Raw genomic sequence first — 25,923 nt, 5'->3', positions numbered from 1 at the left:
ATGACCACTTTCACGCCCTTCCCCCCGCTCGCCCGGCTCGCCGCCGACCTCGCCGCCGGCCGGACCACGAGCCGCGCGCTCGTCGACACCGCGCTCGACCGGATCGCCGACCCGTCCGGCCAGGGCGCCGCCGTCTTCACCCAGGTCGATGCCGACAACGCGCGCGCGGCCGCCGACGCGCACGACCGGCTGCGCGCCGCGGGCACCGTGCTGTCGCCGCTCGCGGGCATTCCCGTGTCGGTCAAGGATCTGTTCGACGTCGCGGGCCAGGTGACGCGCGCGGGTTCGCGCGTGCTCGACGGCGCGCCGGCCGCGCGCACCGATGCGGTCGCCGTTGCGCGGCTCAAGCGCGCGGGCGCGGTGCTGGTCGGCCGCACGAACATGAGCGAGTTCGCGTTCTCGGGGCTCGGGCTGAATCCGCACTATGGCAATCCGCGCTCGCCGTACCACCGCGACGTGCCGGGCGATGCGCGGATTTCCGGCGGCTCGTCGTCCGGCGCGGCCGCGTCGGTCGCCGACGGGATGGCCGCCGTCGCGCTCGGCACCGACACGGGTGGCTCGATCCGCATTCCGGCCGCGCTGTGCGGGCTGACGGGCTTCAAGCCGACCGCGAGCCGGATCCCGACGCAAGGCGGCGTGCCGCTGTCGACCACGCTCGACTCGTTCGGCCCGATCGGCCTGACGGTCGCCTGCTGCGCGCTGGTCGACCGGATGCTCGCGGGCCTCGAACCGCACGTGCCGGCCGCACGGCCGCTCGAAGGCGTGCGGCTCGGCGTGCTGACGAACCACGTGACGGACGGCGTCGATGCCGACGTCGCGGCCGCGCTCGACACCGCACTGAAGCATCTCGAAGCCGCCGGCGCGATCGTCACGGAAGTGCGCTTCCCCGCGCTCGACCGGCTGCCGGACATCAACCGCTTCGGCTTCTCGCCGATCGAGGCGTACGCGTGGCATCGCCCGCTGCTCGCGCAGCATCGCGACCAGTACGACCCGCGTGTGCTCACGCGGATCCTGAAGGGCGAACCCGCTAGCGCGGCCGACTATCTCGACCTGCTTGCCGCGCGCGCCGCGATGCTCGACGAAGCCGCGCACACGGTCTGGTCGCGCTTCGATGCGCTCGTCGCGCCGACGGTGCCGGTCGTGCCGCCGCGCATCGCCGAACTCGAAGCGGACGACGCCGCGTTCACGCGCACCAATGCGCTGATCCTGCGCAACCCGAGCGCGTTCAACTTCCTCGACGCATGCGCGTTGTCGCTGCCGTGTCATCCGCGCGACGCGGCGCCGGTCGGCCTGATGCTCGCGGCGGCGCCGCATCGCGACGACGCGCTGCTCGCGATCGGCCAGGCGGTCGAGGCCGTGCTGAACACGATCCGCTGACCGCGTAGACCGAGCGCCGGCGGGCAGTCCGCGCGGTGCGGCAGGGTGCCGCACGCGCGCTGTCAGTTTCGTGCCAGACCGTTCGCGCTAAAATCGCGCGATTGTTTTCCGGACCGACCCCACGAGGAACCCCGCCGACATGAACGACTACACGCTTGCGCTACGCCGCGAACGCCGCCTGCTGATGCTGCTCGGATGGGTGTGCATCGCCCTGCTGGCCGGTGCGCTGTACCTGCAGTACGTGAAGAACGAAGATCCGTGCCCGCTGTGCATCATCCAGCGTTATTTCTTCGCCGCGATCGGGATCTTCGCGTTCCTGGCCGCCGGGATACGCAACTGGCGCGTCATCTGGGTGCTCGAGCTGCTGATCGCGGTCGCCGCGGCCGGCGGCGTCGGCACAGCCGCGCGGCACCTGTCGATCCAGATGAATCCGGGCTTCAGCTGCGGCTTCGACACGCTGCAGCCGATCGTCGACAGCCTGCCGCCCGCGCAGTGGTTCCCCGGCATGTTCAAGGTCGCCGGGCTGTGCGAGACCGTCTACCCGCCGATCTTCGGCATCCTGCTGCCCGGCTGGGCGCTGATCGGCTTCGCCGTGATCCTGCTTGCCGTCGTCGCGAGCATCTGGCGCCATCGCCGCAAGCTCGCGGCCTGACCGGCCGGCCGCTATCGCGGCCTCAGGCGCGCGCGGCCCGATCGACCGGGCCGCGCGACGCCGGTTTGCCATCATTCGGCTCTGACCGACGCTTCTGCCGGTCACGCATAGCCGTCCGCAACTGGCCGGCCACGTGTAAACACCTACTCCGCCGCCGCCCGGATTTCCGGGCGAACGCGCGTCGCGCGACTTTCGCGCCCACGCCCCGTCACGCCTGCGTTTCGGCCCGATGCGCACGCATCGGCGCCCCGATACCGCGCGACGGGCCTATGATCGACATGATCGCCTCCTGATAGCCCGGATCACCGCCCGGCCATGTTCCCGCCGTATTGCGGTGCTATCTTCGCGACTGGATGGCGATCTACGTGCGCGAGGCCAGGCGGTCTCACCACCCCTGCGTAACGCGCGCCCGATCCGCAATGTCGAGTGAATTCATCATGACAACGCAAACCATCCGCATCCGTCACCCTCATGGCGTCCGCGCGACCGGCGCCGCCGTTCGCGCGCGCCGTCAGTGCGCCGCCGCCGCACCGCATCAGCCGTGCGGCCGGCCTGCCCCGCTCCCGTCCGTCCTCGTTGCCGCCGCGCTCGCCAGCCCGCGCCGCGTGTCGTGCCGCGTTTTGCCGAACGGAGCGTGCTGATGGAAGCCTGGCTCGGCGATCTGCAGCAACTGCTCGCGCACGGCGAAGCGGCCGTGCTCGTGACGGTCGCGCATACCGACGGCTCCGCGCCGCGCGAAGCCGGCACCAAGATGCTGGTCACGCGCGACACGGCGCGCCATACGATCGGCGGCGGTCATCTGGAATGGAAAGCGATCGAGATCGCGCGGCATCTGCTGAAGGATGGCGCGCACGTACCCCACGCGCGCAGGCTCGAGCGGCTCGCGCTCGGCCCGAGCCTCGGCCAGTGCTGCGGCGGCGCAGTCGTGCTCGCGTTCGAGCGGCTCGACGTCGGCGATCTCGGCTGGATCATGTCGCTGGCGAAACGCGTCGCGGCCGGCGCCGCGACCGTGCGTAGCGTATCATTCGGCCCCTCGCCGGGCGCGCCGCTGCTGAGCGAGCCCGAATCACCGGCCGCGCGCGCCGACTGCCTGCTGTGGGAAACCGGCGGCGTGTCGCTGATGACCGAAACGATCGCGCCGTATGCGTTCCCCGTCATGCTGTTCGGCGCCGGGCACATCGGCACCGCGCTCGTGAAGGTGCTGGCGACGCTGCCGTGCCACGTGCGCTGGATCGACGGCGCCGATGCGGTGTTCCCGCCCGCGGAAGCGCTCGCCGGCATCGGCAACCTCGCGATCGACGCGGCCGCTGCCCCGGCCGACGCCGTCGACGCGGCGCCGCCGCAGTCCTACTACGTCGTGATGACGCACGACCACGCACTCGATTTCGTGCTGGCCGAGCGCATCCTGCGGCGCGGCGACTATGCGTACTTCGGGATGACCGGCTCGCACGCGAAACGCGCGCAGTTCGATCATCGCCTCGCGGCCATCGGCATCGACCCGGCCCAGGTCGCGCGGATGCGCTGCCCGATCGGTGTCGAAGGCATCATCGACAAGGCGCCCGAAGTGATCGCGATCTCGGTGGCCGCGCAATTGCTGCAGGCCGTCGAGGCGAACGCGCCCGCGCAGGCTTCCCCTACCTACTGACCGACCAAGAACGACGCCATGACCCCGACATTCAAGGACAAGATTGCCCGCGCGCCGAAGGCGGAGCTGCATATCCATATCGAAGGCTCGCTCGAGCCCGAACTGATTTTCGCGCTCGCGCAGCGCAACGGCGTGAAGCTCGCGTACGACTCGATCGACGCGCTGCGCGCCGCCTACGCGTTCACCGACCTGCAGTCGTTCCTCGACATCTATTACGCAGGCGCGAGCGTGTTGCTGACCGAGCAGGATTTCCACGACATGACGGCCGCGTACTGCGAACGCGCGCTCGCCGACAACGTCGTCCACACCGAACTGTTCTTCGACCCGCAGACGCACACCGAACGCGGCGTGCCGATCGAGACGGTCGTCGCCGGCATCGAGCGCGCACTCGCCGATGCGGAGCAGCGCGGGCTGTCGAGCAAACTGATTCTGTGCTTCCTGCGCCACCTGTCCGAAGAGGACGCGCTCGCGACGTTCGAATCCGCGCTGCCGCTGTTCGAGCGCTATCGCCACCGGCTGATCGGCGTGGGCCTCGATTCGTCCGAGCTCGGCCATCCGCCGACGAAGTTCGCACGCGTGTTCGAGAAGGCGCGCGCGCTCGGGCTGAAGCTCGTCGCGCATGCGGGCGAGGAAGGCCCGCCCGCCTACATCTACGAAGCGCTCGACGTGCTGAAGGTCGACCGGATCGACCACGGCGTGCGCAGCATCGAGGACGCGGCGCTCGTCGAACGCCTCGCCAGGACGCGCACGGCGCTCACCGTCTGCCCGCTGTCGAACCTGAAGCTGTGCGTGTTCGACGACATGGCGAAGCACACGCTGAAGGCGCTGCTCGAGCGCGGCGTCGCGGTGACGATCAACTCCGACGATCCGGCGTATTTCGGCGGCTACGTCAATGAAAACTACTTCGCGACGGCCGAAGGGCTGCGCCTCACGGATGCCGAAGTCCATGCGGTGATCCGCAACGGCTTCGAGGCGTCGTTCATCGACCCGGCGCAGCGCGACGCACTGTTCGCGCGCCTCGACGCGTACTGGCAGGCCGCGTGACGGCCCGCATCGAGGAACGCTAGACAGATGAGTCACGGCAACGGCATCCGCTTCGCGACCACCGGTTCGGCCATGCGCCAGGCCGGTCGCCTACGTGCGCCCGGCGCGAACGCGTGTTGCGCGATCGTTGCCTGCCCGCGCGTGCCGTCGCGGCTTGCCGTTCCGTGCGCCGCCGCACCGGTCGCGCTCGCGATGGCCGCGAGGTTCGCCGGCAACCATGCGATGGCGGCTTCGGCCGCCACGAACGCCCGTGCAATCGCATCCGGCCGTACCGCACACCGTGCGTCGCGGCCGCTCGCGAAGCGCCGTCCCGCCCCCGCGCGGACGGCGTCATCCATGCCGTCGCCCGCGCGGCGTCGATCGCTTTCTTCTGTTCGCCTTACCTTGATGCAGGACCATTCGTCATGACGCAAACCGCTTTTCGATCCCAACTGCTGACCTTCAACGGCGACCCGGCACAATCAAGCCAGGCCGCGAACTACGAGACCGACGGCCTCCTGATCGTCGACGACGGCAAGGTTGTCGCGGCCGGCCCGTATGCGCAGCTCGCCGCGACGCTCGCGCGCGACGCGATCGTCCATGACCTGCGCGACAAGCTGATCGTGCCCGGCTTCATCGACACGCACATCCACTATCCGCAGACGGACATGATCGCGTCGCCGGCGCCGGGCTTGCTGCCCTGGCTGGACAAGTACACGTTCCCGACCGAGCGCCAGTTCGGCGATCCCGAGCATGCACGCGAAGTCGCCGACTTCTTCGTCGATGAACTGCTCGCCTGCGGCACGACCAGCGCGCTCGTCTACTGCACGGTGCACAAGCAGTCGGCCGACGCGCTGTTCGCGGCGAGCGACGCGCGCGACCTGCGGATAATCGCCGGCAAGGTGCTGATGGACCGCAACTGCCCCGAATTCCTGCGCGACACCGCGCAATCGGGTTATGACGACAGCGCCGAGCTGATCGACCGCTGGCACGGCAAGGGCCGCCAGATGTACGCGTTGACGCCGCGCTTCGCGCCGACGTCGACCGAGGCGCAGCTCGAGGCGTGCGGCGAACTCGCGCGCCGCCATCCGGACGTGTTCGTGCAGAGCCACGTCGCGGAAAACGTCGACGAGGTGAAATGGGTTGCCGAGCTGTTCCCCGGCCATCGCAGCTATCTCGATATCTACGACCGCTACGGGCTGCTGCGTCCGCGCGCCGTGTACGGCCACTGCATCCACCTCGACAACGAGGACCGCCGCCGGATGGCCGAGACGCGCACCGTCGTCGCGCACTGCCCGACGTCGAACTTCTTCCTCGGCAGCGGGCTGTTCGATTTCGACAAGGCCGGCGAATACGACGTGCCCGTCACGCTCGCCACCGACGTCGGCGGCGGCACGTCGTTCTCGATGCTGCAGACGATGAACGAAGCACACAAGGTCGCGCGGCTGTCGGGCCACCACCTGACCGCCACGCGGATGTTCTGGCTCGCGACGGCCGGCGCCGCGCAGGCACTCGACCTCGCCGACACGGTCGGCACGCTCGCGCCGCGCACCGAGGCCGACTTCGTCGTGCTCGATCCGCAGGCCACGCCGCTGCTCGCGCGCCGTACCAAGCGCGCGGATTCGCTCGAGGAACTGCTGTTCGCGTTCGCGCTGCTCGGCGACGACCGCGCGGTGTACCGCACCTACGCGGCCGGCGAGCTCGTCCACGAGCGCGGCGCCGCACGCCGCGCCGCGGCGTAACGCGTCACTGCCTGCCGGGACGCTCATCCCGGCAGGCGCGGCGGCACATCCGTCACCGCGCATGCCGGGTATGCGCGCATGCCTGCCACGTGCCGATCGCGCCCCGACTCTCCGCACGGCGCTACCCGGCACGCTTTCGCGCGCATCGCGCACCGTGCTAGAATTCGCCCCTCATTGGGGAGTAGCCGCTCCGCTCGATGTCCCGCGCCCCCGGCGCGCATCGTGACGGAGGCGTCCGTCAACAGACTTGGCCATTTGGCCATGGCGGGCGCAGCCACCTTGGCCTGGCGAGACCGATGGTTCATAGCGCGCCGCATCAGGGCCCGGCGCGCCGTGGATCGTCGCTCGCACGCACAACATCGGCCCGCGGAACCCCATACGTGTCCCAAGCCTTCCTGATCTCCACCGGCGCCGTCGCCCTCGCTGAAATCGGCGACAAGACCCAACTGCTTTCCCTCGTACTGGCCGCGCGCTATCGCAAGCCGGTGCCGATCATTCTCGGCGTGCTCGTCGCGACGCTCGTCAACCACGGTTTCGCCGGCGCGCTCGGCGAATGGCTCGGCGTGCTCGTCACGCCGTCGATCATGCGCTGGGCGCTCGCGTTCTCGTTCATCGCGATGGGGTTGTGGATCCTCGTGCCGGACAAGCTCGATGCCGACGAAGCGAACGCCAACCGTTCGCGGCTCGGCGTGTTCGGCGCGACCCTCGTGGCGTTCTTCCTCGCGGAAATGGGCGACAAGACGCAGATCGCGACAGTCGCGCTTGCCGCGCGCTTCCAGGACTACATCGGGGTCGTGGCCGGTACGACGTTCGGGATGATGCTCGCGAACGTGCCCGCGATCCTGCTCGGCGACCGCTTCGCGCACCGTCTGCCGACGAAGCTCGTGCACGGGATCGCGGCCGTGCTGTTCGTCGTGCTCGGCGCACTGGCGCTGCTGGGCATCGGGGCCTGACGAACGGAGGGGGCCGGCGCGGCCGGGCGGCCGCGCCGAGGCAAACGCCGCGTTACTTCGCGACGGCCGCGCCCGAAGCCGGCGCAGCCGGCACCGCGCGCTCGTTGGCGGCCGGCGCCGCCGGCCCGCCGCGCTTGTCGACCGGCAGCCGGACCGAGCGGACCGCGCCGTTCGACAGCGGGAAATCGGCCAGCGCGCTGCGCGCGAGGAACGGCATCGCGTACAGCAGCGTGCCGTTGTCGCCGGTCGTGCGCGCGGTCACGTTGTAGACCTCCTTGCCCGTCGCGCGCTCGGTGATGCGGATGCCGAGCGTGTAATCGAACACCTGGTACGTCTGCGCGACATAGCCGGCCGGCATCGGCCCCCAGGGCCCCCACGGGCCCCACGGCCCGCGCCCCCAGTACGGCCCGGGCGCGAACCACGGGTCGTAATAGACCGGCTGCGGCACCGTCACGAGATCGCTGCCGACCGCATAGGTCAGCCCGACCAGATACCGCGCCTGCGCCTGCGGCACCTGCCGGAACGCGTACGCGGACAGCTCATTCGCGACGATCGGCTCGTAGGTCGACTGCTCGATGCTGTTCTTCTGCGCATCGGTGCGCGTGAACGCATAAGTGCGTGTCGCGTCGCTGCCGCTCCAGTCGGAGAAGGCCGTGACCTGAGTCGTCACGTAGCTGGTGCAGCCCGTCAGCAGCGCCACGCACAGCGCCGCCGCCCAGCCCGCACCGCGAAAAATCCATTCGCGTTTCATGTTGATCCTCGTCGATCCGTCACCCGTTGGTCGCACCGCGCGAACCGGACGGGATGCCGATAATACGCGGACTCCCGGAACCGGTAAAAAGTTCGCCCGGCACGCAGCCGCAAGCCTTTGTACAATGGCCCGGTTCGCCCGGCCCGTGCCGAGGGCCCGTCCCCCACTCCACCGATCTCGACGACCATGTCCGACAACGCTTCCTCCACCGTGATCCGCCGCGCCGACTACACGCCGCCGGCCTTCCTCATCGACTCCGTCGCGCTCGAATTCGATCTCGCGCCGGCCCGCACGATCGTCAGGAATACGATGCGCGTGCGCCGCAACCCGGACGCCGCGCCCGCGCCGCACCTGGAGCTGTTGGGCGAAGCGCTCGAATTCGTCGGCGCATGGCTGGACGGCGCGCCGCATGGCGCCGTGCGCGCGCACGAGCACGGGCTGACCGTCGAGAACGTCCCCGAAGCGTTCGAACTGACGCTCGAAAGCGCCTGCGCGCCCGACCAGAATACGACGCTGTCGGGCCTCTACGTGTCGAGCGGCAACTTCTTCACGCAGTGCGAGGCCGAAGGCTTCCGCCGCATCACCTACTTCCTCGACCGCCCCGACGTGATGGCGTCGTACACGGTGACGCTGCGCGCCGACAAGGCCGCGTACCCGGTGCTGCTGTCGAACGGCAACCTCGTCGATTCGGGCGACCTGCCCGACGGCCGCCACTTCGCGAAATGGGAAGACCCGTTCCGCAAGCCGAGCTACCTGTTCGCGCTCGTCGCGGGCAAGCTCGTCGCGATCGAGGAGAAGATCACGACCGGCTCGGGCAAGGAAAAGCTGCTGCAGGTGTGGGTCGAGCCGGCCGATCTCGACAAGACGCGTCACGCGATGGATTCGCTGATCCACTCGATCCGCTGGGACGAGAAGCGTTTCGGCCTCGAGCTCGATCTCGACCGCTTCATGATCGTCGCGGTCGGCGACTTCAACATGGGCGCGATGGAGAACAAGGGGCTCAACATCTTCAACACGAAGTACGTGCTGGCGAACCCCGAGACCGCGACCGACACCGACTTCGCGAACATCGAATCGGTGGTCGGCCACGAGTACTTCCACAACTGGACGGGCAACCGCGTGACCTGCCGCGACTGGTTCCAGCTGAGCCTGAAGGAAGGCCTGACGGTGTTCCGCGACCAGGAATTCTCGGCCGACATGGCCGCGGGCGACGAGGTCGAATCGGCCGCCCGTGCGGTCAAGCGCATCGAGGACGTGCGCGTGCTGCGCCAGCTGCAGTTCGCCGAGGACGCGGGCCCGATGGCACACCCGGTGCGCCCGGAAAGCTACGTCGAGATCAACAACTTCTACACGATGACCGTCTACGAGAAAGGCTCGGAAGTCGTGCGGATGTACCAGACGCTGTTCGGCCGCGACGGTTTCCGCAAGGGGATGGACCTGTATTTCAAGCGCCACGACGGCCATGCGGTGACCTGCGACGACTTCCGTCACGCGATGGCCGACGCGAACGGCCGTGACCTCGCGCAGTTCGAGCGCTGGTACAGCCAGGCCGGCACGCCGCGCGTGACGGTGAAGACCGCGTACGACGCGGCCGCGCGCCGCTATACGGTCACGCTCGCGCAGGGTTACGGCGACGCGTCGCCGGCCGCGCGCGAAACGCAGCAGGGACCGCTGCTGATTCCGTTCGCGATCGGCCTGATCGGCCGCGACGGCCGCGACCTGCCGCTGCGTCTCGACGGCGAAACCGCCGCAGCGGGCACGACGCGCGTGCTCGACTTCACCGACACCGAGCAGACCTTCACGTTCGTCGACGTGCCGGAACAACCGCTGCCGTCGCTGCTGCGCAACTTCTCGTCGCCGGTGATCGTCGAGTACGACTACAGCGACGACGATCTCGCATTCCTGCTCGCGCACGACAGCGATCCGTTCAACCGCTGGGAGGCCGGCCAGCGCCTCGCGACCCGCGCGCTGCTGACGCTCGCCGCGCGCGCCGCCGCGAACGAACCGCTCACGCTCGGCGCGAACTTCGTCGCCGCGTTCCGCCGCGTACTGACCGACGCGACGCTGTCGCCGGCGTTCCGCGAACTCGCGCTGACGCTGCCGTCGGAAACCTATCTCGCCGACCAGATGGCCGAGGCCGACCCGGCCGCCGTGCATCGCGCACGCCTGTTCGTGCGCCGCCAGCTCGCGACCGCGCTGCGCGCCGACTGGCTCGCCGCCTACGAACAGCACCAGACGCCCGGCGCCTACGAGCCGACGCCGGAGGCCTCCGGCCGCCGCGCGCTGAAGAACCTCGCGCTCGCGTATCTCGCCGAACTCGACGACCCGGCCGATGCCGTGCGCCTCGCGACCGCGCAGTACGACGCGGCGAACAACATGACCGATCGCGCGGCTGCGCTCGGCGCGCTGCTGTCCGCGGCGGCCGCGGGTGGGAACGGGTCGGCCGAGCATGCGCTCGACGACTTCTACCGTCGCTTCGAGAAGGAAGCGCTCGTGATCGACAAGTGGTTCGCGATGCAGGCTGCGCAACGCGGCACGCCCGCGCAGCCGACGCTCGCGAAGGTTCGCAAGCTGCTCGCGCACCCCGCGTTCAACCTGAAGAACCCGAACCGCGCGCGCTCGCTGATCTTCAGCTTCTGCGCGGCCAACCCCGCGCAATTCCACGCGGCGGACGGCTCGGGTTACGCGTTCTGGGCCGAACAGGTGCTCGCGCTCGACGCGATCAACCCGCAGGTCGCGGCGCGCCTCGCCCGCTCGCTCGAACTGTGGCGCCGCTACACGCCTGCCCTGCGCGACCGGATGCGCGAAGCGCTCGAGCAGGTCGCCGCCGGCGCGAAATCGCGCGACGTGCGCGAGATCGTCGAGAAAGCGCTCGCATAACGCAATCGACCGCATCGCGTACGCGCGATACAGCCGGCGCCGCCTGTCGCGGCGCCGGCTTTTTTATTGCGCGAATGCAATTGGACCCGGGGCCGATCGCGGGGTCTGACCGCCCGTGGTGCCGCCGCGACCATGCGCATTCCGCCTGGCGCCGACGCCTGAAACCGGGCCGACTCGGCCGCCCGGCCATGTAACCGGACGAAAAAAGCCGGCGGCACGGAAAGCGCGGCGGGTAAAATTACGGCCATTCAAGGATTCTTTTGGCCTTTCGGAGTCTGTCATGTCCATTGCCCGCCGCACCACGCTGTCGAAATTCCTGATCGAACAGCAACGTGAGACCAACAACCTCCCCGCCGACCTGCGCCTGCTGATCGAAGTCGTCGCACGCGCGTGCAAGGCGATCAGCTACAACGTGTCGAAGGGCGCGCTCGGCGAAGCGCTCGGCACTGCCGGCACCGAGAACGTCCAGGGCGAAGTGCAGAAGAAGCTCGACATCCTGTCGAACGAAATCCTGCTCGACGCGAACGAATGGGGCGGCAACCTCGCCGCAATGGCGTCGGAAGAAATGGAAACGTTCTTCCCGATCCCCGCGAACTACCCGCGCGGCGAATACCTGCTCGTGTTCGACCCGCTCGATGGCTCGTCGAACATCGACGTGAACGTGTCGATCGGCACGATCTTCTCGGTGCTGCGCTGCCCGGACGGCAAGCAGGCCACCGAGGAATCGTTCCTGCAACCCGGCACGCAGCAGGTCGCGGCCGGCTACGCCGTCTACGGCCCGCAGACGGTATTCGTGCTGACGACCGGCAACGGCGTGAACTGCTTCACGCTCGACCGCGAAGTCGGCTCGTGGGTGCTCACGCAGAGCAACATGCAGATCCCGGCCGACACGCGCGAATACGCGATCAACGCATCGAACGCGCGCCACTGGTATGACCCGGTCAAGCGCTATGTCGACGAACTGAACGCCGGCAAGGACGGCCCGCGCGGCGACAACTTCAACATGCGCTGGATCGCGTCGATGGTCGCCGACGTGCACCGTATCCTGAACCGCGGCGGCATCTTCATGTACCCGGCCGACAAGCGCACGCCCGATCGCCCGGGCAAGCTGCGCCTGATGTACGAAGCGAACCCGATGTCGTTCATCGTCGAACAGGCGGGCGGCGCCGCGACGACCGGCACGCAGCGCATCATGGACGTGCAGCCGACGGGCCTGCACCAGCGCGTGCCCGTGTTCCTCGGTTCGAAGAACGAAGTCGAGCGTGTGACCGGCTATCACGACGACGCGAAATAATTTGCACTGCAGCACTGGACGGAGGTGCGAGACACAAGTAGAATCGCGCCTCGCGATGTGGCCCTGACCGGTCGCATCGCAGTGAAGTGAAAGCGGAAAGTCCGCCGGATCGATGGTTTCGCGAAGCAGCCGCAGCAAGCTGAAAAAAAGTTCGCAAAACCTATTGCCAAGATCTCGGATTTGACCATATAATTTCATTTCTCTGCTGCCGGTGTAGCTCAGTTGGTAGAGCAGCGCATTCGTAATGCGAAGGTCGTAGGTTCGACTCCTATCTCCGGCACCAAGACATAAAGGTCTGACAAGCATCGCTTGTCAGACCTTTTCTCTTTTCCGGCGCCGAAATCGCGCGCCCGTCCTCTCCCCGCCATCTCCGCTTGCGGGCATCTCCCGACTCACGTGCCGCGCGCCGCCGATTACAATCGCCGGACCACTCCGCCCTCTCCTTCGCATCATGCGCACCTGGCGTCTCGAGCGACCGAATCTCACCGGGCAATTGGACGTATCCCGCGCGACGGGCCTCGTCGCCGCGATCGGCGGCAACGATCCGAACGCGTTCGCGGCCGAAGTCCTGAAACTGTTCGACGATGCGCTGTCGATCACGCAGTGCACGATCTTTGCGTACGAATTCGGCAACCGCCCGCGCACGATGTCGGTCGCCGATCATCGCGGCGGCCGCTACCTGCGCGACATCGCCGACACCTACGCGCGACATTTCTACGCGCTCGACGGCAACCAGCAGATCGTGTCGACCGCGCATCGCGGCGCACGTCGTCATGACCTTCTGCTGCATCAGCAGACCGGCGACGAAATCGGTCACGAAGCGTATCGCGCCGCCTGCTATCGCGGCCCCGACGTGTCCGACCGGCTGGCGCTGCTGATGCAGCCCGGCGATGCGGTCTGGCTGTCGCTCAACCTGTACCGCGCACATCGCAGCGGCGCGTTTCAGCCGCGCGAGATCGCGTCGGTCGAGGCGCTCGCGCCGCTGATCGCGCAGGCCGCGAAGCATCACTACGCGCTTGCCGGCGCGGCGCAGATCGGCATTCCGCAACGGATGCTCGCGCGACTGCGCAATGCATGCCCCGCGTTGTCCAAGCGAGAACTCGACGTGCTGCGCGGCGTACTCGAAGGCCAGACCGCGCACGAGATCGGCGAGACGATCGGCGTGAAGGCATCGAGCGTCGTCACCTACCAGAAGCGCGCATACCGGCGCCTCGGCATCTCGAGCCAGCGCGAGCTGTTCGCGCTGTGCATGCAGCCCTGAGCCCGCCCCTGCCCGATCTGCCCGCCGCAAGCGCAGCGGGATGATTCCAGCGCGACGCTGTACCCGGAATGGGGACAGCGGCGGTCCGGCCGGCTTCCATACTGCAGCGACCTGTTGCACGCATCGCGCCACCGATGCGCGCATGTCGAACCGGACTACCCTGGAGGCCAACGATGGCCATCGAATTCAAGCCCTATCCGTTCGTCGCCAAGCGCCATCCCGCGCACCTGCCGGCCCGCGACGCCGGCATCGATACGCACCGGCATCGCGTCGCGATCGTCGGCGGCGGCCCCGTGGGCCTCGCTGTCGCGCTCGGTCTCGCGAACCACGGCATCCGCAGCGTGCTGATCGAGGCCGACGATGCGGTCTGCCACGGCAGCCGCGCAATCTGCATCTCGCGGCGCAGCCTCGAGATCATCGAGCGGCTCGGCGCGCTCGACGACTTCCTGCGCGTGGGGCTGCCATGGACCGGCGGACGCAGCTTCTATCGTCGCGACGAAGTGCTGCATTTCACGATGCCGCAGGACGAAAACCAGAAGCTGCCGCCGATGGTCAATCTCGCGCAGTATCACATCGAGCAGTTCCTGCTCGACGCCGCGCTGCGCCGCCCCGAACTCATCGAGATCCGCTGGCAGACGAAGGTCACCGGCGTGACCCGGCAGCCGAACGGCGTGCGTCTGGACGTCGACACGCCGCTCGGCGACTACGCGCTCGACGCCGACTGGGTCGTCGCGTGCGACGGCGGACGCAGCACGATGCGCGACGCGCTCGGCCTGTCGCTCCAGGGCACGAGCTACGAGGGTCGTTATGTGATCGTCGACATCGCGCTCGACAGCGACCGGCCGACCGAACGGCTCGCGTACTTCGATCCGTCGTCGAACCCGGGTTCGACCGTGCTCGTCCACAAGCAGCCCGACAACGTGTGGCGGATCGACTACCAGTTGCGCGACGACGAGGATGCCGAAGCGGCCGTGAAGCCGGAGAACGTGATCCCGCTCGTGCAGAACCTGCTCGACATGATGGGCGAGCGCGGCGACTGGTCGCCGATCTGGATCACGATCTACAAGGCGAACGCGCTGACGCTCGAGCGCTACCGGCACGGCCGCGTGCTGTTCTGCGGCGACGCCGCGCATCTCGTGCCGATATTCGGCGTGCGCGGCGCGAATTCGGGCATCGACGATGCGGACAACCTTGCGTGGAAACTCGCGTACGTGCTCCACGGTATCGCATCGGATGCGCTACTCGACAGCTACTCGGACGAGCGTGTGTTCGCGACGCACGAGAACCTGCGCTACGGCACGAAGAGCACCGAGTTCATGGCGCCGCCGTCGTTTGCATTCGAGTTGATGCGCAAGGCCGTGCTGACGCTCGCGGTCCGGCATCCGGCACTGCGTTCGCTGATCAACCCGCGCCAGACGTCGGCAATCGCGTATTCGACGTCGCCGCTCAACGCGGCCGAACGCGATACGTTCTCGGCCGGCCCGGCGCCCGGCACGGTGCTCGCGGAGTGCCCGCTGACGCTGTACGCGACGCATGGCCGCGACACGCGCCGCAGCCACCTGACCGATCTCGTCGCCGCGCGCTTCACCGCGCTCTGCTTTACGGCCGACGGTGCCCCCGATCCATCGCTGGCCGATCTCGAACGGCGCCTGCAGGATGCGCTGATCCCGTTCGCGCTCGTCACGCTCGCACGGCACGCAGCGCCGCAGCAACCGGCCTGCGGCGGCCATGACGACGACGGCCGGCCGTTCGACCTGTACGGCGCGCGCGACGGCACCGTTTATCTCGTGCGTCCGGACGGGCACGTCCTCGGCCGCTGGCACGACGCTCGCGCCGACGACGTGGCCGCCGCGCTCGAACGCGCACTCCATCCGACCGCGCCAACCGATCTTCAGGAGACCGCATGATGACCGACGCCGAACGCGACACCCTCTACACCGACCTATGCCGCACGATGACCCGTATCGGCGAAGCCGATGCGTCGCTCTTTCTCGCCCGTTTCGCACTGCTGTCGATCGAGGCGATCGGCAATACCGCGACCGTCGCACGGCTGATCGCCGACGCAAGCGACGGACTACCCGAGATGGGCATGCCGGCATCGACGCACGGACGGTGAGGCGGCCGAACCATGGACGTCACCGCCGACCATTTCTTACAAATTCATTTCGCCGCGCGTCGTCCGCGCACGCGCCGCGCCGTGGGCAGACAAATTTCCTGGAAAATCCGGATAAGGGTGCATAACATTACTTAACGATTCTGACCCGTCTATCGCGTTACATTGCGTGGGCGGCGCGGCGGGTCGCAATGCCGCCCTTACCCAGCTTGCGGTGCGACAGCCGGCGTCCGGTCATTTCGACTCAACCCAAGGAGAGGACATCACCATGACTCATGGCTTGATTATGTGGCTCATCATCGGCGCGATCGCCGGCTGGCTTGCCGGCTTGCTCGTCAAGGGCGGCGGCTTCGGGCTGATCGTCGACATCATCGTCGGGATCGTCGGCGCGGTGATCGGCGGCTGGCTCGCCGGCTTGCTCGGCATCAGCATCGGCAGCGGCTTCATCGGCTCGGTGATCGTCGCGGTCGTCGGCGCGGTGATCCTGCTGTTCGTGATCCGGCTATTCAAGCGAGCGGCCTGACGATTCTCTCCACGCGCCTTCGGGCGCGTTTTCGCATCAGGCCGGCGCGCGGCCCGTTCGCCGCGCGCCACCGGCTGTTTCAGCGCTTCGCGCGCTGCAACCAGCCGTCGAGCACGTCGGCCGTCAGCAATCCGCTGCGCGCTTCGCGTACGCCATCGCGTCCGATCCACACGGTACGCGGCATTTCCCCTCGCCATCCCGCATCGAGTGCCACCCGCAGACGCTCGGGCATCGGTTCCGCGTTCGCATACTGCGCAACCTGCGGCGGCAGGTTCATCTGCGCGAGCGCCTGCGAGATCGCCGCGCCGTTGTCGTCGTACGCATCCATCGCGACCATCGCGAGTTGCACCTCCGGATGACGGCGCTGCCACGCGACCAGATGCGCGGCGTTCTCGCGACAGTATCCGCAATCGAGCGACCAGATCTCGACCGCCAGCGGCCGCTCGTGCGCCGTCGCATACAACCGCGCGACGTCGGGCGCACGCAGCGGCTGCAGTTCGCCGCCGGCCCACGCCGGCACGCTCGCGAGCACGATGCCGATCAACGCAATCAGCCGTTTCATTGCGCGCCCTCCACGGCGATCAGCCGATAGCCGTCGTTGCGCGTGCGCCATGACAGGTAGATGCGGCCCGCGTCGTCGAGCAGTTGCGGGTTGTCGCTCGCACCCGACGTCGACGCGATCACGCGCGGCGCCGACCAGTGCTCGCCGCGATCGTCCGACCGGCGCAGCTTGATCTGCATCGTATCGCCGTCGAACGCCTTCCATGCGAGCCACACGACGTCGCCGCGCGCGACCAGGGCCGCATGCGACGCCTGCTCGCCGGGCACCGCGGGATTCGCGCCGAATGCCCACGGCGTGCCGCGCGGCCGGCCATCGGCGCCGATACGCGAATAGAACACGTCGGCACGACCGTCGACGACGCCGAACCACGCAAGATGGCGCGTGCCGTCCGGCGTGATCGCCAGCGCCGGCCCATGCTCGGGGCACGCCTCGACGTGCCAGTTCGAGAATGTCGCGCGTACCGGCACGACCGGCTCCGATGCCGATACGGGCAGCACCGCAAGCGCGTGATCGCGGATCTGCCCCGGGAACACGTTGCGCCACACGGCCTCGATGCGTCCGGCCGGATCGATCGCCATCGCGATCCGGCAGCATTCGCACGTGTGGTCGGTCACCTTGCGCTCGGGTTCGAACGATGCGCCGCCGTCGCGCGACACCGCGTAGTAGACGGCCGCGCCTTCGTACGCCTGCCCCGCCGCCTTCGCCGCAACGAGATCGCGCTTGTCGATCCAGGCGATCGCGATGTTGCCGGCCAGATCGACGGCCATCATGTCGAAGCGGTGCGTGATCGCCTGTCGGTCGCGATGCACGGTAACGGGCACGCTCCAGGTCGCGCCGCCATCGAGCGAGCGCGAGAAGCGCACCATGCCCGTGTACGGCGCATCGAGCGGCATCGACCACGACACGTACACCGCTCGCCCATCCGGACTCGTTGCGATCTTCGGGCGATTCTCCGCACTCGTGTAGATCGGCTCCGGCATCACGTTGACGGTGACGGACGCTGATAATGTGCGGCCCCCATCGTCGGAATGCGCGACGACGACGTGCGCGCCTTCGACCCACGCGACCCACAACCGGTGGCGCGCGTCGAACGTCGCGCCCGTCGCGAGCGGCTGCTTCTGCTGCGCAGGCGCGGCCTGCATGCTCATGTGCGCGGCGTGCGGATCGACGGCCTTCGGCACGTCTTGGGCATCGTGCGCGCCGGCGGGCGACAGCGCCGCGAGCCACAGCGCGCAGCCTGCCGCGAACGACTTCACAGCGACCATTTCAGTTCTCCATAGAAAGTGCGGCCCGGATACGGGTGGAACACGTAGTAACGGCGGTCCGTCAGGTTGTCGATGCCGACCGACGCGGTCCAGTGACGATCGAAACGGTAGCGCGCCTTCAGGTCGACGACCGTGAACGAGCTCGTGCCGCCGTAGACATCCGGATTCACGTCGCTGTTGTCGAGCGTGTTGAACTGGCGGCCCGAATAACGCACGCCGACACTCGCGAACCAATGCTCGTCGAAGCGATACGACGCGAGCAGGTTCGCGCGCATGCGTGGAATACGCGGAAAGCGCGAGCCGACATACGCGGGGTTCGCGGCATCGGCGAGGATCTGCGCATTGCTTGCCGACACGTTGGCATCGAGATTGAGCCCGCGCAGCCCGACGTTTTCGCCGCTGAACGCAAGTTCGACGCCACGCACGCGTACGCGGTCGACGTTCGAGATGTTGGTGACGGTCGACGCGCCCGACACGGTCGTCTGGCTGTAGATCGAGTCGCGCAGGTCGCTCTGGAACACGCTGGCGCGCACGACACCGACGCCCACATCGCGTTCGGCCGTGAAGTCCCAGTCGATCGCCTTTTCAGGCCGCAGGTTCGGGTTGTTGTTGACGATCGCGTTGTTCGAGATCGTGCCCTGGAACAGCTCGCCAACCGTCGGGAAACGCGTGCCGGTCGCGAACGACAGCCGGAAGCGCCAGACGTCCGTCGCGTCCCATTGCAGCGCGACTTTCGGCGACAGCGCGTTCGCGCCGCGGTCCGCATAACCGAGCGTGCCCGCCGCGTTGCCGAGCGCGCCGCCGTACGCATCCCAGCGCTCGTAGCGCAGCCCGAGCGTCGCGAGCCAGCCCGGCGCAAAGCGCCACGCGTCCTGCCCGAACAGCGCCTGCGTGCGCGTGTCGCCGCGATAGACGCTCGACAGCGACGTGGTCGGCCCGGCCAGCCAGTCGGCCGTGTTGTACGTGACGTTGCGCAGGAAGTAGTTGTCGTAGTGATAGCCGAACGTGAACGTGTGGCCCTTCACTTCCGGCGCCTCGGCCTTCAGGTCGAGCGTGCGCCAGCCGGTGCCGTCGCCCTGGAACAGCGTGCCCGCGCCGCCTTGCACGGTCGACGCCGCGCGGAGCACATCGCGCGACACGTCGTACGCGGACACGACGCCCGACAGCCGCCAGCCGGAATCGAGCCGGCCGTTCAGGCCGAGCGCGTACAGCCAGTTCTCCTGGTCGCCGCGCTGCGGCGCGAACGCGTTCGGCGCGACGGTCATGTTCCGGCCGCCGATCGACACGTTGCCGCCGTAGACCGGGTTGCCGGCCGCATCGCGCAGGAAGGTTTCGCCGTGTTGCCGGTAATGGTTCTCCCAGTGTCCGAGCGTGAGCGTCGCATTGACGTGGTCGGTGAACGCGTAGCCCATCCGGACCGTCTCGTTGATCTGTTCGGTCCGCTCGATCGTCTGCGCGCCGACGATCGTCCGCGGCTTGCCGTTGGGCCCGATGTCGGTCGCGGCGCCCGTCACGGGCACGGCGGCGCCGAGCTTCGGGTTGTAGGCCGAATTGGGGCTCGCATACTGCATCGGCTGGCCGTTGTTCTCCAGCCGGTCGAGCGACAACGCGAACCAGAACCGGCCGACGCGGTTCGCGATCCGCGCGGTCTGGTGGTTGCCGCCGAAGCTGTCCGCGAATCCGTAGCCGTCGTGGTAGCGCTGCGTGAAGAATTGCGTCGACAGCGACGCCTCGAGCTTTTCCGGTTGGCGCGTCGTGAGCAGCACGGTCGAGCCGATCGCGTTACCGGGATACAGCGCGGAAAAGGGGCCATAGAGCACATCGACGCGCGCGATGTCGTCGGGCGGGATCAGCGACCAGCGCGGCGGGTACGCATAACTCGAGCCGAGCAGGTTCGACAGCAGCACGCCATCGGCGTAGACGAGCCCGCGCGCGCTCTGCAGTTCGTTGAAGTCGCGGCCCGCAAACACGCTGTTGCGGTCGCCGATATAGCGCTTACGGACCATCAGGTTCGGCGCGTACTTCAGCGCGTCCTCGGTGGTGACGTTGGTGTGCGCATCGATCTGCTCGCGCGTGATCGACTGGACGACGGCCGGCGTATCCGGATCGACGGGTTGCCGCTGCGCGGTGACGCTGACGGCGGTCAACGTATCGCCGGCCGGCACGGCGGCACCAGCGGAAGCCGGCGCCGCGGCACCGGCAGGACGATCGACACCACTGCGAGCGGGATCGACGCGTGCGTCGTCCGTCGAGGCCGCATGGGCGGCAGGCCACGCAAAAGCGGCCGCGCACGCGAGCGCGAGCCGTCCGCGCGACGGCCGCGCGGCGAAGGTAGACAACATGAATGATTTCCTGAAAACGTGATCGGACGCCGCCAGACGCGAGCGCGCGCCGCGCACGGACGGCGCGGCACGCGGACCCGGCCGCGGGCGGCACGCGCGCCACCAGGGCGCGCGAACGACATCAATCAGATCGAGGTGTTTTCAGGCGGGGCGCGCGGCTGCGCGAGACGGATGCCCTTGCGGGGAAAATCGGGAATGGCCGGGGCGGCCGCGCGGTAGGCGAAGGTCCGCACGAAGCCCGGCATCGCGGGCAGGCTCGTGCCGAGCGCGACGTTCGCCGCGAAGCCCGGGCAGTACACGCAGTGCGGTACGCCGGCATGGTCGAACGACGACGTGTCGCGGTCGTCGCCCGCCTGCGCGAGCACGATCTGGCGAGCGCCCGCTGCACTGCACAACTCGAGCGTGAGCTCGCCGGAACCGCTCGACGCAAGACGCGCGTAGCCGATGACGGGCGACAGTACGTTCAGTACCAGCGCCAGCCAGACGAGGCTGATCCATCGCGTCGTTCGTTTCATCGCGGCCCAGGAAAAAGTGCGCGCAAGTATAACAAGCGGCCCGATTGTTGCCGATTGCGCACAATGCAATAGTCGGCATCGCACTTCGCATCACAGCGCATGTGCCGTTAATACAACAGAGACAAAATCTAACGATTCGCCTCTGGCATAAATCCAAGCACGAGGTTGATAATTATCCAACCTGCTGGAGAAACGACCATGGACGAAAGACCAACTCGCATGCCACCGCCCGAGCAAGTGATGAGCCCGGATCCGGAACCCGTCGGCGTGGAATTCCTCGCCGAATTGCCCGAGCACGTTCGGGCATTCTTCGACGAGCAGCACAAGCTGTACTCGCCGAAGTGAACGCCTGTTCGGTTCTGTAACCGCCACGTGTCGATCATCGCTATCGTGCGGTTCATCTCTGCGCATCGCGCGCAATTCGCCTCGCACCCGGGCCGCAACAGCCTGACGGTGCCGGATCAGCTCGCCTGCTGATTCTCCTGTCGCGTCGCTACGCCGCGCGACTGTCTTCGTCTATTCTTCTGGTTTTCCACCTCCGGCCCACCCGGCTCTCCCGATCATTCCAATGAAGCAAGCCATTCGTGCCAGCGTTGCTGTCGCCGCGCTCGGCGTCGCCCTCTTGTCGTCGCCGCGCATCGCCAGCGCGGACGGCGACGACACCGCCCTCACCAACGTGGTCGCGCTCGCGTCGCAGCGCCTCGCGCTCGCCGAACCGGTCGCGCGCTGGAAATGGGCGAATCACAAGGCGATCGAGGACCAGCCGCGCGAAGCGGCCCTGCTCGCATCGGTCGAAAAGCGCGCGGCACAGGCCGGCATCGATCCTGCGTTCGCACGACAGTTCTTCGAGGATCAGATCGCCGCGAGCAAGGACGTGCAGAACGCCCTGTTCGCGACCTGGCGCGCGACGCGGCCGCCCGAAGGCACACCGCCCGATCTCGCGACCAGCACGCGCCCGGCGCTCGACCGGTTGACGCAGAAAATGCTTGCCGGCCTCGCCCAGGTCGGGCCACTGCGCAATGCACCCGATTGCCAGGCGCGGCTCGCGCGCAGCATCGCGAACTGGAAGACGCTCACGCGCTACGACGCCACGCAGACCCAAGCACTCGACACCGCGCTGTCGCACGTCTGCTCGGCCGGCGGCGCAAGCGCGATCGGCTGACACGGCGAGGCGCGGAACGCGCCGCTGCGCTCAACCCGCGGGCGTGAGCGCGGCGAGCGGAATCAATTGCAGGCCGCGCGTGAGATGCGTCTGCAGCAGGCGGTGGGTGAAGGGTTCGAACGCGCCCTCTTCCGCGTCAGCCACGAGCCGCGCAGCCGCGTCGAGCGACTCCGCCGAGCCGAGATAGCGCCAGCCGTCGATCACGTGAAACAGACGGTGCTCGCCGTGCGCCTCGAACGCAACGGCGCCCTCGAACGGCCAGGGCGCACCGCCGGCACGGGCGGTGTCCGCCGCGGGACGCCTGTTGTACGACGGGCGCAGCCGCGCGATCCATTGCGCTTCGGCGAGCATCGCGCCCAGTTCATTGCCGGTCTCGCGCCATTCGACGCGCCGCACCTGCTGCGCGAGCCGCATTTCCTTCGACGATCGGCGCTCGCCGGTCAGCAGCGCGCGCAGCCGCTGCCGCACGCGCACGCTGCGGCCGACATAGAGCGCCACGTCAGCCTCCCCGAACAGCGCGTACGCGCCGCACCCGGCGGGCGCGGTATCGAGCCAGGCCTCGGTCAGGTCGCCGGCCAGACGGAAGTGGCGTGTCGTGCACGCGATCTGGTCGCGCAGCCGCTCGAGCGGCACGATGTCGTGCAACTGGCGCCAGAACTGCCAGATCAGGTCGGCATCCGCCAGCGCCCGGTGGCGCGCAGCCGGAACGAGGCCGTGCCGTTCGATCAACGCGTCGAGTCCATGCCGTGACTCGCGCGGAAACAGCGCGCGCGACAGCCGCACCGTACACAGCACATCGGGATTGAACGCGAGGCCGGCGCGCTCGAATTCGGCGCGCAGGAAACCACGGTCGAAACTCGCGTTGTGCGCGACGAACAGCTTGCCGTCGAGCCGCTCGAACAGCGCCGGTGCAAGCGACGCGAACGACGGTGCGTCGCGCACCATCGCGTCCGAAATGCCCGTCAGTTGCTGAATGAACGGCGGAATCGACTGCCCCGGATTGACGAGCGTCGTCCACGTCGACACGCCGAGCGGGCCGATTTCGACCACGCCGATTTCGGTGATGCGGTGCTCGGCAGGCGATCCGCCGGTGGTTTCAAGGTCGACGAATACGAGCGGCTGCTCGCTGGCGGGATCGGACGGACGGGAATCGGACATGAAGAGACAGGAAAACGGTGCTTCCGTGAGTATGCACCGGCATGCGTGCTCCCGGCCAGCCCGGACCGGGATGTTCCGTCCCCACAAAGCAAAAAGCCCCCGCGAAGCGGGGGCCGGACGTGATCGGCAATGCGCGGCGCGTCAGACCGCCTGAATATTCGCTGCCTGCTTGCCTTTCGGCCCGACTTTGACGTCGAACGAAACACGCTGGTTTTCCTTCAGCGTCTTGAAGCCGTCCATCTTGATTTCGGAAAAGTGCGCAAACAAATCTTCACCGCCATTGTCCGACGTAATAAAGCCGAAACCTTTAGCATCGTTAAACCATTTCACGATACCGGTATCCATGTCTTCGTTCCCCACTCGATTAGATCAAAAAAGCTATTTTTATAGCCGTTTCCCGAAATCCCGAAACATTGCGCCAGCACCTGCACCAGCACGCCGCCCGAGGACGGAGTGCTGACTTTATAAATTGGACAATCCGGGTGCGTCAAGGAAATTTTTAGCGACCGTTTTATCAAAAAAGAGCTAATGCCATTGGAATCGGTACACCGTCGCCTTTAATTAATTGATTCGCACCAAAAACCTGTCAACATTACCGGGATCGGATCTCCGATAATCTTTCCCGTGAAATTCCTACCGGGGACAAATCGACTCGGTAAAATCCTCGGGTTTTTTCCGGGTTGCGCAAACCCGGGGACATTGACATGCTGCCTCAACGCCGAAAGGAAGGAGAGGGTCATGTGGCTGGACGGAATCAAGCGCTTCGCGAGCCGGCTCGGACGCGTACGCCGCAAGTCCCGCGCCCTGGCCGAGTCCGCTCGCGAAGCGCCGTGCGACACCGAGTTCGATACGACCTGGCACGGTGATCACTGGCAGAACCTGCTCGCATCGCCACTGGATGCCCGTCACTACGTGATGGAAGACTGGACCTACACGCCCCCGACAACCGAAACCGAGGAAGCCGCGCCTGCGGCCAAGCGCAAGCGGCGCTCGTACGCGCAATAGCGCGCCGGAAGGCGGGGCAAAAAAAAAGCGCGACTGGGAAGTCGCGCCGACAAAGGTTTGGAGATCTTTTCCGTCAACGAAAAAGTCTGCTTCGGAAAGCAGAGATCGCAGTATAACGAGATAACAACCTTTCATTATTCATGCTCCACACAAACCTCTATTGCCGATGTGTCAATAATCGAGCTACGGCCCCCACCGCCCGCCGCTGATCGCTGTCGCGATCACGCAACGCCCGTTACGTAGTCCTGATCGCCATTTTTTTCGCTGCACCGCCGCAAACCCTTGATGGGCAATCGTTTGCGCCATCTCGTCGATCTTTGCGGATTCCAAAATACATTATTGCTTAAAGCGTGATCCTCCCCCGCTCCGCGCACTCCGTACACTGAAGATGGCTTTCTGATAAGCGCACCGCCGCTCTGCCGGGCCGGCAAAAGCGTCAAGCAAAACATGCCAGTCCGCAGCAGGTTCGATCGACATCATCCTGTTTGGAGACAGATCCATGAAAAAAACCCTGATCGTCACCGCGTTGTCGGGTGTATTCGTTACTGCAGCACATGCACAAAGCAGCGTTACGCTATACGGCCTGATCGATGCAGGCATCACCTACACGAACAATCAGGGCGGCCACAGCAACTGGCAGGAAACGAGCGGTTCGGTCAACGGCAGCCGCTGGGGCTTGCGCGGCACCGAAGATCTCGGCGGCGGCCTGAAAGCGATCTTCACGCTGGAAAATGGTTTCGGCATCAATAACGGCGCGCTGAAGCAAAACGGCCGCGAATTCGGCCGGCAAGCGTTTGTCGGCCTCGCGCACGACAGCTACGGTTCGCTGACCCTCGGCCGTCAATACGACAGCGTCGTCGATTATCTCGGGCCGCTGTCGCTGACCGGGACGCAGTACGGCGGCACCCAGTTCGCCCACCCGTTCGACAACGACAACCTGAACAACTCGTTCCGGATCAACAACGCGGTCAAGTACCAGAGCGCGAACTACGGCGGCCTCAAGTTCGGTGCGTTGTACGGGTTCTCGAACTCGACGTCTTTCGCGAACAACCGCGCGTATAGCGGCGGCGTGTCGTACAGCTACCTGGGCTTCAACTTCGCCGCGGCCTATTTGCAGCTGAACAGCAACGTGAACGCACTCGCGCAGGCCGCGACCGATCCGGGCGCGGTGACCGGCGACTGGACCTTCGCGTCGCGCGTGCAGCGCACCTGGGGCGCCGGCCTGAATTACGGGTTCGGCCCCGCCACGGTCGGCTTCGTGTTCACGCAGACGCGCCTCACCAGCATCCGCGCGATCAGCGCGGGACAGTCCGGCGTATCTGGCGGCATCACGGGCCTCGGCGGAACCGCGCGCTTCAGCAACTATGAACTGAACGGCCGCTACGCGCTGACGCCGGCGCTGTCGCTCGCCGGCTCCTACACGTACACGCAAGGCCGTCTGGCCGGCGACAAGCCGACCTGGCACCAGTTCAACCTGCAAGCCGACTACGCGCTGTCGAAGCGCACCGACGTCTACCTGCAGGGCGAATTCCAGAAGGTCAACAACGACGGCCTCGACCTCGGCGCCAACATCAACGGGTTGGGTGCCGCGTCATCGACCAACAAGCAGATCGCGGTCACGGCCGGCATGCGTCATCGCTTCTGAGCGACCGGCACATCCGCTGCACGCCGAACGAGAAAGCGCCCCGATGGGGCGCTTT

The 25,923-nt window shown here is 67.3% G+C and carries 24 protein-coding genes, 1 tRNA gene and 1 riboswitch; of the genes, 17 read left to right on the top strand and 8 right to left on the bottom strand.

All coding sequences use genetic code 11. From position 1 onward, the window contains the following. From H3H55_RS05000 to H3H55_RS04985, 4 genes are all read left to right on the top strand, one after another. Positions 1 to 1,377 (top strand): amidase, encoded by a 1,377-nt coding sequence (locus tag H3H55_RS05000; protein WP_193097864.1) that lies wholly within the window; start codon positions 1 to 3, stop codon positions 1,375 to 1,377. A 139-nt stretch (positions 1,378 to 1,516) separates the two neighbouring features. Further along, entirely contained in the window at positions 1,517 to 2,029 is a 513-nt protein-coding gene (locus H3H55_RS04995) for a disulfide bond formation protein B (RefSeq protein WP_193097863.1), read from the top strand. Between the two features lie 640 nt (positions 2,030 to 2,669). Then, positions 2,670 to 3,674 (top strand): xanthine dehydrogenase accessory protein XdhC, encoded by a 1,005-nt coding sequence (xdhC, locus tag H3H55_RS04990; protein ID WP_193097862.1) that lies wholly within the window; start codon positions 2,670 to 2,672, stop codon positions 3,672 to 3,674. A gap of 18 nt (positions 3,675 to 3,692) precedes the next feature. Beyond that, complete coding sequence (locus H3H55_RS04985; RefSeq protein WP_193097861.1) at positions 3,693 to 4,718, top strand: adenosine deaminase; 1,026 nt, start codon at positions 3,693 to 3,695, stop codon at positions 4,716 to 4,718. A 32-nt stretch (positions 4,719 to 4,750) separates the two neighbouring features. Here the strand turns inward: H3H55_RS04985 and H3H55_RS04980 are convergent, their stop codons facing one another. Further along, a complete protein-coding gene (locus H3H55_RS04980) occupies positions 4,751 to 5,056 on the bottom strand; it encodes a hypothetical protein (RefSeq protein ID WP_193097860.1) in 306 nt (101 codons plus the stop codon). Positions 5,057 to 5,122: 66 nt separating this feature from the next. On the opposite strand from H3H55_RS04980, the gene guaD reads away from it, so the two are divergent. Together guaD and H3H55_RS04970 are read left to right on the top strand one after the other, a co-directional pair. Next, on the top strand, positions 5,123 to 6,439 hold the full coding sequence (gene guaD, locus H3H55_RS04975; RefSeq protein WP_193097859.1) for a guanine deaminase: 1,317 nt from the start codon (positions 5,123 to 5,125) through the stop codon (positions 6,437 to 6,439). A gap of 164 nt (positions 6,440 to 6,603) precedes the next feature. Then, positions 6,604 to 6,741: riboswitch (yybP-ykoY riboswitch) on the top strand. A 78-nt stretch (positions 6,742 to 6,819) separates the two neighbouring features. After that, positions 6,820 to 7,392, top strand: a complete 573-nt coding sequence (locus H3H55_RS04970) for a TMEM165/GDT1 family protein (RefSeq protein WP_048249662.1) — start codon at positions 6,820 to 6,822, stop codon at positions 7,390 to 7,392. A 52-nt stretch (positions 7,393 to 7,444) separates the two neighbouring features. On the opposite strand, the gene H3H55_RS04965 is transcribed toward H3H55_RS04970, so the two are convergent. Next, positions 7,445 to 8,143 (bottom strand): DUF4136 domain-containing protein, encoded by a 699-nt coding sequence (locus H3H55_RS04965; protein WP_193097858.1) that lies wholly within the window; start codon positions 8,141 to 8,143, stop codon positions 7,445 to 7,447. Between the two features lie 186 nt (positions 8,144 to 8,329). On the opposite strand from H3H55_RS04965, the gene pepN reads away from it, so the two are divergent. From pepN to H3H55_RS04930, 7 genes are all read left to right on the top strand, one after another. Next, the gene (gene pepN, locus H3H55_RS04960) at positions 8,330 to 11,023 is read left to right on the top strand and encodes an aminopeptidase N (protein WP_193097857.1); all 2,694 of its coding nucleotides are present in this window, start codon (positions 8,330 to 8,332) and stop codon (positions 11,021 to 11,023) included. A 280-nt stretch (positions 11,024 to 11,303) separates the two neighbouring features. Continuing rightward, complete coding sequence (locus H3H55_RS04955) at positions 11,304 to 12,317, top strand: class 1 fructose-bisphosphatase (protein WP_129513983.1); 1,014 nt, start codon at positions 11,304 to 11,306, stop codon at positions 12,315 to 12,317. A gap of 207 nt (positions 12,318 to 12,524) precedes the next feature. Further along, a tRNA-Thr gene (locus tag H3H55_RS04950) sits at positions 12,525 to 12,600 on the top strand. A gap of 168 nt (positions 12,601 to 12,768) precedes the next feature. Beyond that, positions 12,769 to 13,578, top strand: a complete 810-nt coding sequence (locus H3H55_RS04945; protein ID WP_193097856.1) for a helix-turn-helix transcriptional regulator — start codon at positions 12,769 to 12,771, stop codon at positions 13,576 to 13,578. A gap of 173 nt (positions 13,579 to 13,751) precedes the next feature. Next, positions 13,752 to 15,485: an FAD-dependent oxidoreductase gene (locus tag H3H55_RS04940; RefSeq protein ID WP_193097855.1), complete on the top strand. Its 1,734-nt coding sequence runs from the start codon at positions 13,752 to 13,754 to the stop codon at positions 15,483 to 15,485. Beyond that, on the top strand, positions 15,482 to 15,694 hold the full coding sequence (locus tag H3H55_RS04935) for a hypothetical protein (protein WP_193097854.1): 213 nt from the start codon (positions 15,482 to 15,484) through the stop codon (positions 15,692 to 15,694). Before H3H55_RS04940 ends, H3H55_RS04935 begins: the two co-directional genes overlap by 4 nt. 265 nt (positions 15,695 to 15,959) lie before the next feature. Then, positions 15,960 to 16,214, top strand: a complete 255-nt coding sequence (locus H3H55_RS04930) for a GlsB/YeaQ/YmgE family stress response membrane protein (protein WP_027788093.1) — start codon at positions 15,960 to 15,962, stop codon at positions 16,212 to 16,214. Between the two features lie 79 nt (positions 16,215 to 16,293). Here H3H55_RS04930 and H3H55_RS04925 read toward each other — a convergent pair whose 3' ends face one another. The 4 genes from H3H55_RS04925 to H3H55_RS04910 form a co-directional block, all read right to left on the bottom strand. Further along, complete coding sequence (locus tag H3H55_RS04925; protein WP_193097853.1) at positions 16,294 to 16,776, bottom strand: TlpA family protein disulfide reductase; 483 nt, start codon at positions 16,774 to 16,776, stop codon at positions 16,294 to 16,296. Next, on the bottom strand, positions 16,773 to 18,041 hold the full coding sequence (locus tag H3H55_RS04920) for a sialidase family protein (protein ID WP_193097852.1): 1,269 nt from the start codon (positions 18,039 to 18,041) through the stop codon (positions 16,773 to 16,775). The genes H3H55_RS04925 and H3H55_RS04920 overlap by 4 nt, the downstream gene beginning before the upstream one ends. Then, a complete protein-coding gene (locus H3H55_RS04915; protein WP_193097851.1) occupies positions 18,029 to 20,383 on the bottom strand; it encodes a TonB-dependent receptor in 2,355 nt (784 codons plus the stop codon). Before H3H55_RS04915 ends, H3H55_RS04920 begins: the two co-directional genes overlap by 13 nt. A gap of 125 nt (positions 20,384 to 20,508) precedes the next feature. Further along, a complete protein-coding gene (locus H3H55_RS04910) occupies positions 20,509 to 20,898 on the bottom strand; it encodes a DUF2946 domain-containing protein (protein WP_193097850.1) in 390 nt (129 codons plus the stop codon). 198 nt (positions 20,899 to 21,096) lie between these two features. On the opposite strand from H3H55_RS04910, the gene H3H55_RS04905 reads away from it, so the two are divergent. Further along, the gene (locus H3H55_RS04905; RefSeq protein ID WP_009690993.1) at positions 21,097 to 21,243 is read left to right on the top strand and encodes a hypothetical protein; all 147 of its coding nucleotides are present in this window, start codon (positions 21,097 to 21,099) and stop codon (positions 21,241 to 21,243) included. Positions 21,244 to 21,466: 223 nt separating this feature from the next. After that, positions 21,467 to 22,060, top strand: a complete 594-nt coding sequence (locus H3H55_RS04900) for a chorismate mutase (protein WP_193097849.1) — start codon at positions 21,467 to 21,469, stop codon at positions 22,058 to 22,060. Positions 22,061 to 22,090: 30 nt separating this feature from the next. On the opposite strand, the gene H3H55_RS04895 is transcribed toward H3H55_RS04900, so the two are convergent. Continuing rightward, entirely contained in the window at positions 22,091 to 23,218 is a 1,128-nt protein-coding gene (locus H3H55_RS04895; RefSeq protein ID WP_193097848.1) for an exonuclease domain-containing protein, read from the bottom strand. A 141-nt stretch (positions 23,219 to 23,359) separates the two neighbouring features. Beyond that, complete coding sequence (locus H3H55_RS04890; protein WP_011351289.1) at positions 23,360 to 23,563, bottom strand: cold-shock protein; 204 nt, start codon at positions 23,561 to 23,563, stop codon at positions 23,360 to 23,362. Positions 23,564 to 23,956: 393 nt separating this feature from the next. Here H3H55_RS04890 and H3H55_RS04885 point away from each other — a divergent pair, with 393 nt between their 5' ends. After that, entirely contained in the window at positions 23,957 to 24,223 is a 267-nt protein-coding gene (locus tag H3H55_RS04885) for a hypothetical protein (RefSeq protein WP_129513973.1), read from the top strand. 499 nt (positions 24,224 to 24,722) lie between these two features. Continuing rightward, positions 24,723 to 25,868: a porin gene (locus H3H55_RS04880; protein WP_193097847.1), complete on the top strand. Its 1,146-nt coding sequence runs from the start codon at positions 24,723 to 24,725 to the stop codon at positions 25,866 to 25,868. Positions 25,869 to 25,923 lie beyond the last annotated feature (55 nt).

This window comes from Burkholderia sp. Z1 (genome assembly GCF_014893795.1).
GTDB lineage: Bacteria > Pseudomonadota > Gammaproteobacteria > Burkholderiales > Burkholderiaceae > Burkholderia > Burkholderia theae.
Note: the sequence above shows the minus strand (reverse complement) of the source record. Positions and strands in the feature narration are given on the sequence as shown.

Excerpts from the sequence above, each read along its gene's own strand:
- H3H55_RS04890 (WP_011351289.1), bottom strand. The coding sequence starts at position 23,563 with ATGGATACCGGTATCGTGAAATGGTTTAACGATGCTAAAGGTTTCGGC.
- H3H55_RS04945 (WP_193097856.1), top strand. The coding sequence starts at position 12,769 with ATGCGCACCTGGCGTCTCGAGCGACCGAATCTCACCGGGCAATTGGAC.
- H3H55_RS04880 (WP_193097847.1), top strand. The coding sequence starts at position 24,723 with ATGAAAAAAACCCTGATCGTCACCGCGTTGTCGGGTGTATTCGTTACT.
- H3H55_RS04930 (WP_027788093.1), top strand. The coding sequence starts at position 15,960 with ATGACTCATGGCTTGATTATGTGGCTCATCATCGGCGCGATCGCCGGC.
- H3H55_RS04935 (WP_193097854.1), top strand. The coding sequence starts at position 15,482 with ATGATGACCGACGCCGAACGCGACACCCTCTACACCGACCTATGCCGC.
- pepN (WP_193097857.1), top strand. The coding sequence starts at position 8,330 with ATGTCCGACAACGCTTCCTCCACCGTGATCCGCCGCGCCGACTACACG.
- H3H55_RS04885 (WP_129513973.1), top strand. The coding sequence starts at position 23,957 with ATGTGGCTGGACGGAATCAAGCGCTTCGCGAGCCGGCTCGGACGCGTA.
- H3H55_RS04920 (WP_193097852.1), bottom strand. The coding sequence starts at position 18,041 with ATGGTCGCTGTGAAGTCGTTCGCGGCAGGCTGCGCGCTGTGGCTCGCG.
- H3H55_RS04955 (WP_129513983.1), top strand. The coding sequence starts at position 11,304 with ATGTCCATTGCCCGCCGCACCACGCTGTCGAAATTCCTGATCGAACAG.
- H3H55_RS04895 (WP_193097848.1), bottom strand. The coding sequence starts at position 23,218 with ATGTCCGATTCCCGTCCGTCCGATCCCGCCAGCGAGCAGCCGCTCGTA.
- H3H55_RS04905 (WP_009690993.1), top strand. The coding sequence starts at position 21,097 with ATGGACGAAAGACCAACTCGCATGCCACCGCCCGAGCAAGTGATGAGC.
- H3H55_RS04940 (WP_193097855.1), top strand. The coding sequence starts at position 13,752 with ATGGCCATCGAATTCAAGCCCTATCCGTTCGTCGCCAAGCGCCATCCC.
- H3H55_RS04965 (WP_193097858.1), bottom strand. The coding sequence starts at position 8,143 with ATGAAACGCGAATGGATTTTTCGCGGTGCGGGCTGGGCGGCGGCGCTG.
- H3H55_RS04925 (WP_193097853.1), bottom strand. The coding sequence starts at position 16,776 with ATGAAACGGCTGATTGCGTTGATCGGCATCGTGCTCGCGAGCGTGCCG.
- H3H55_RS04900 (WP_193097849.1), top strand. The coding sequence starts at position 21,467 with ATGAAGCAAGCCATTCGTGCCAGCGTTGCTGTCGCCGCGCTCGGCGTC.
- H3H55_RS04910 (WP_193097850.1), bottom strand. The coding sequence starts at position 20,898 with ATGAAACGAACGACGCGATGGATCAGCCTCGTCTGGCTGGCGCTGGTA.
- guaD (WP_193097859.1), top strand. The coding sequence starts at position 5,123 with ATGACGCAAACCGCTTTTCGATCCCAACTGCTGACCTTCAACGGCGAC.
- H3H55_RS04995 (WP_193097863.1), top strand. The coding sequence starts at position 1,517 with ATGAACGACTACACGCTTGCGCTACGCCGCGAACGCCGCCTGCTGATG.
- H3H55_RS04980 (WP_193097860.1), bottom strand. The coding sequence starts at position 5,056 with ATGGATGACGCCGTCCGCGCGGGGGCGGGACGGCGCTTCGCGAGCGGC.
- xdhC (WP_193097862.1), top strand. The coding sequence starts at position 2,670 with ATGGAAGCCTGGCTCGGCGATCTGCAGCAACTGCTCGCGCACGGCGAA.
- H3H55_RS04985 (WP_193097861.1), top strand. The coding sequence starts at position 3,693 with ATGACCCCGACATTCAAGGACAAGATTGCCCGCGCGCCGAAGGCGGAG.
- H3H55_RS05000 (WP_193097864.1), top strand. The coding sequence starts at position 1 with ATGACCACTTTCACGCCCTTCCCCCCGCTCGCCCGGCTCGCCGCCGAC.
- H3H55_RS04915 (WP_193097851.1), bottom strand. The coding sequence starts at position 20,383 with ATGTTGTCTACCTTCGCCGCGCGGCCGTCGCGCGGACGGCTCGCGCTC.